Source organism: Moorena sp. SIO3B2, assembly GCF_010692525.1.
GTDB classification, from domain to species: Bacteria; Cyanobacteriota; Cyanobacteriia; order Cyanobacteriales; family Coleofasciculaceae; genus Moorena; species Moorena producens.
In genome coordinates this window covers 1-4,735 of the sequence record NZ_JAAHHE010000423.1, presented here as the reverse complement: position 1 = coordinate 4,735, position 4,735 = coordinate 1, and the positions used below count along the sequence as shown (strand labels likewise).

Sequence of the window (4,735 nt, the reverse complement as noted above, 5' to 3'; positions counted from 1 at the left end):
TGAGCGATCGCAATGGTAGTTTAATCATCAATGCTTATGGAGCTAGTGATGGGGGGTTAATTGATTGGGGAGAAGCGGAAGCTATACCCTACGGAGCTGGTAAATCACCCCTGATAGCAGCAGGATTCCATGCCCTTTATAGTCTCGATGGAATAGAAAGTCTTCTTGTCTCCAATCACAAACTAGGTATAATCGTGATTCAATCCTATACTCGCTACTTAGATGGTAGCGGTCGTCCTAAGCACTTTGGTCGTGAATTTTTCCACCGTTTTTAGTAAAGAACGTAATAGTCTTCTGGTGTCAACCCCAAAAACAAGAGACGTAAGCATTCAGCTATCAGCTCTCAGCTATCAGCTCTCAGCTATCAGCTCTCAGCTATCAGCTCTCAGCTCACAGCTATCAGCTCTTGAATAAAATAAGCTGACGGCTGACAGCTGACGGCTGAATGCTTACCAAGAGACAAAAACAATCTTAGGAGATGTGAATAGGATGAAATCCCAGGAAGTTTACGGTGAAACTCAGAATTCTCAAGCCGAGGGCAATGCTCAAATTGACTTAAGTACCATACTCGGTACATGGATCAATTCTAATCAACAAACCGAGTGGATTAAAAAATTTACCATAACTCAGCAGGGCGAGCAGGTGTTTATCGATGCTTATGGTGGTAATTCCCCAGAATATTGGGGCAAAATTGAGGTAACAACCTATGTAGACAATCTCGGTCAAACAGGCTTCAGTGCCCAATACAATCTTGATGGAGTGGAAGCATTATTAGCATCTAATACTAATAAAGGTTTGTGCATTATTGCTACTTTTCTCAAGTTTAAGAATGGCGAACGCCCTAATTTTCTCAGTCGCGAGTTTTACTACAAAGTAGATGAATAGTTGGTCAGCGGTCAGCGGTCAGCCGTCAGCCGTCAGCCGTCAGCGGTCAGCCGTCAGCTGACGTAACAGAGATTAAACTAATGCTTACTTGTTTTATTCAAAAGTACTTCAAGTAGCGTGCCCATAGCCCATAAGCTGAGAGCTGATAGCTGAGAGCTGAGAGCTGAGAGCTGATAGCTTAGAATAGTTATAATGGGAGTATACTCCCTAATTTAAAATGGAAGAATTAAGCAAAATCAAGCTAAAAATTCCTATTGTTTTAGGGAGTTGCCGCATTGGTCGGGAAAGCCTCAAAGTAGCGCAATTTATTTTAGGAGAACTTATTGAGCAAGACCGAATAGATACTGAACTGATTGACCTGGGTGAGTATAAGTTACCCATGTTAGAAGAGCGATTACAGGATAGCTCAAATCCTCCTGATAATGTCCTACGGTTTTGCGCCAAGCTGGGTCAATCAGATGGGATATTACTGGTTACTCCTGAATACAAAAATGGCTATCCTGGAGTATTAAAGAATGCCCTGGATTATCTGGAACCCCAGGCTTTAAAGTATAAACCTATTGGTATATGTACCGTGTCTTCTGGGAGATTTGGAGGACTTGATTGTTTGGCGCAGTTACGATTAGTCTGCCTGGCTTTAGGTGGGTTACCAATTCCAGATAAATTGCCTGTTGCTAAGGTGAAGGAATTATTTGATGAAAATGGTAATTTGTGTGACTTGAGATTTAAAGCCAGGCTGGAATCTTTCATGAATGAATTGGCTTGGTATACCGAGGCGATGGTTAATCAAAAGCGCTACGTTTCTTCGTAAAAAAGAAGGAAAGTGTGGGGGGCGGGGATTGTGGGAATTGTGGGAAGATAAGAAGAGATAAAAGAAGATAAGAGAAGAGAATAGCTCACAGCGGTCATTTTTTTGTTGTATTAGCGCGATTGGGCTAAATATCCCGATTCCCGACTCCCGACTCCCGACTCCCGACTCCCGATTCCCGACTCCCGACTCCCGTTCCCCTCCTGGGAGGGGTTAGGGGTGGGTTCCGATTCCCGACTCCCGACTCCCGATTCCCGATTCCCGATTCCCGACTCCCGACTCCCGATTCCCGACGAAGGCTAATGTAAACTTTTATAACAAAAACTTGATTTCAAGACTGACAGGCTGTCATACTCACTTTTGTGAACTATTCTTTCGGTAATGAATTTTCTATGAACCATTTATTTCAGTTCCTACGCAGGGTACTGATTGTGTTCTTAGTGAGCACGTTTATGGCTGTCAGTACCTTTACAGGGGAAGCTGTTGCTCAGAGCGAAGTTCCTTTTGTGAATGCATGTACACTTTCACTTACAGATGTTCCGCCAGATTTTCAACAGCCACCATTTGCAAACGCGGATATAGGTCCAGTTAATTTACGTGCAACTTTGGGCACTTTCACGTTGGAGGGAGAGGCGCTAAACAACGACAGCGAACAAAACGAATACAATGGTTACCTCTACGGGGCTACTTACCATAATCTCTTGGGTGAACAAACCTTGGAGCCAACCTATACCCCACCAACTATATGGGTATCTCCTGGTACTCGCCTTGATTTAACCCTTAGAAATGACTTACCAGTCAATGTTCAATTGGCGGGGGACCTACCACAAACAAAAGAAAATTTAGAGAATCAATCTCAATACACCAACATTCATTATCATGGCTTCAACGTGTCACCTTTACTGGGTTCTGATGATGTGTTGGTGGAAGTTCACTCTAACGTAACACCTTCCCCTCCCATTCCATTTACCCCTACAACCGCAGAATATCCTGTAGATTCTTTTCTTCCTGGTGGTTATTATCCGGGTGATAATCCTTCAAATTCTACATATGGTTCGATCGCTGATTACAAGATGGGAGTCAATATTCCAGACATCCATCAGTCTGGACTATTTTGGTATCATTCCCACGCTCACTCAATGAGCGATAATCAAGTTCGAGGTGGTCTGTCTGGTGGAATTGTGATTAAAGAAACTGAGGAGTTTTTCCCTATTCTTAAGCGCTTCAAAAAAGGGATTAAGGGAGGAATTAAGTATCTCAACTCTAATCGGCGTCAGTTCCAAGACGAGGAATTCGACGTTTTGTCTGTACCTCAGAAGGTGATGATGTTCAAGGACTTTAATAATGTTCTGGATCCAGAAAACTTAGAGGATTGTTTCCCTCTCAATGGTCAAGTCAACCCAAAAATCACGATTAAGCCTGGAGAGATTCAATTCTGGCGGATTGCCAATATAGGAGCAGATCGATATATGAATATTGCCCTAGAAACTATCGCATCTGACACAAAAATCCCTTCATTTACTGAACCCAATGACAACGCAAATTTTTATATCTTGGCCCGTGATGGTGATGTTGTTAAGGAACCAGTAGCAACTAACTCAGTTCTATTGCCACCTGCTGCTCGAGTAGAGCTTCTGGTAGTAGGGGGTGAGACAGATACTACATATAATCTAGTTTCTGACCTTGACACCCACTTAACCACAAAGCAGCAACAGTGGGTTAACAATGGAAATAAAAAAAGCTACAAGTTAGCAACTGTTGGAGTAACAACGGATGCTACCGTATGCTATACAGATGATGAGAGCAACCCACTTTCTCTACGGAATGAAGCAGGAGATTATATATGTGGCTCAGATGACGATCAAACTTTAGATGACTACATCAAAACCCAGGCACCATATAAAGTAGACAGGATACTGCCAGATCCTGATATTTTAGCTGGTTTTGGGGAATGCAAGCCTGAACCTCAATTTGTGACGACACTTGATGGCGGACCACCACCGGAAAAAGACTGCATAACTCCACGTAATGCCTATACCGATCCACTTACTAAGAAGCGTACCTTCAGATTTCAATCACTAGGAGGAGGGAAGTTTGGTATAAACCATAAAGTATACAGTGGAAACCGGATCGATAAAATTTCCCACGTGGGGGATACCGAAGAATGGAAAATCGTCAACTCCACTACTGCTCCTCATGTTTTCCACATACACCAGCTTGATTTCTTAGTTACTAAGGTTAGTCTGACCAAAAGTCAATACCCTGACGGACCGCCAGAGGGAACCTACAATAACTACAAGATAGAAGGTGGTAGCTGCAGTGATGATGGTACTAAGTATATTTGTCCTTTAGAAACCCAGGGATATCGGGATGTAATTAACTTACCCCCAGATAGCACAACTACAATCCGTATTCCCTTCGTAAATCCATTTATTGCTGGTATATTTGTCTATCACTGCCATATCCTCAATCACGAAGATCGGGGCATGATGCAGAATCTGCAAGTGGTAGATCCCAATGCCTATTATGAGCCTTTGATACCTCTGCCTTTTTCAAAGTAACCTTCGATACCATAGTTCCAGAAGAATATTAACTTCTCGAATCTGATTCTTAACCCTTAATTTGTCCCTTAAGGCTATTTGAGATCTCCAGAAGTTATATCATTGTACGGACCTGCCATGGCAGGTTCGTACTTTTTATCCGATGTCTGATCAATTATTTGACACTCCCGGTGGCTAGGGTGCATCTCATTAAAGCTGTTTGGCCCGGTAGGTGGAAGGAGATCTTGATGGAATGGGCATTTTGCCCGTTTCCTGCCTCGGGCAGGCAGGATGCCCACCCTACTGATATTAATTCGTTGATTCAGTAATGCAGTCGTTGATGCGGGGGTTCCCCCCACTCGCCCTTGCCATCAAGACAGTGAGATGTACCCGGTGCCTAGAAGCCGGGGAATTTTTTTGTGGATGAGTCTTGACTTGAAACTTTCCAATTTTGATGTATCATCTTTTTTAGGAACCAATTTTATGGAGCAGCTAAGTGTTT

General features: G+C 43.1%; 4 protein-coding genes. All 4 read left to right on the top strand.

All coding sequences use genetic code 11. The annotated features are described in order from the left end of the window. On the top strand, positions 1-275 hold a 275-nt coding region (locus F6K38_RS35180; protein WP_287359730.1), incomplete at its 5' end, for a hypothetical protein. Between the two features lie 214 nt (positions 276-489). Beyond that, positions 490-885 (top strand): hypothetical protein, encoded by a 396-nt coding sequence (locus F6K38_RS35175; RefSeq protein WP_008187188.1) that lies wholly within the window; start codon positions 490-492, stop codon positions 883-885. A gap of 217 nt (positions 886-1,102) precedes the next feature. After that, entirely contained in the window at positions 1,103-1,696 is a 594-nt protein-coding gene (locus F6K38_RS35170; protein ID WP_287359728.1) for an NADPH-dependent FMN reductase, read from the top strand. A gap of 602 nt (positions 1,697-2,298) precedes the next feature. Then, positions 2,299-4,254, top strand: coding sequence for a multicopper oxidase family protein (locus F6K38_RS35165; RefSeq protein WP_287359727.1), 1,956 nt, complete (start codon positions 2,299-2,301; stop codon positions 4,252-4,254). Positions 4,255-4,735 lie beyond the last annotated feature (481 nt).

What these genes read in the sequence shown, in the direction of transcription:
- F6K38_RS35170 (WP_287359728.1), top strand. Translation starts at nt 1,103, where the DNA reads ATGGAAGAATTAAGCAAAATCAAGCTAAAAATTCCTATTGTTTTAGGG.
- F6K38_RS35175 (WP_008187188.1), top strand. Translation starts at nt 490, where the DNA reads ATGAAATCCCAGGAAGTTTACGGTGAAACTCAGAATTCTCAAGCCGAG.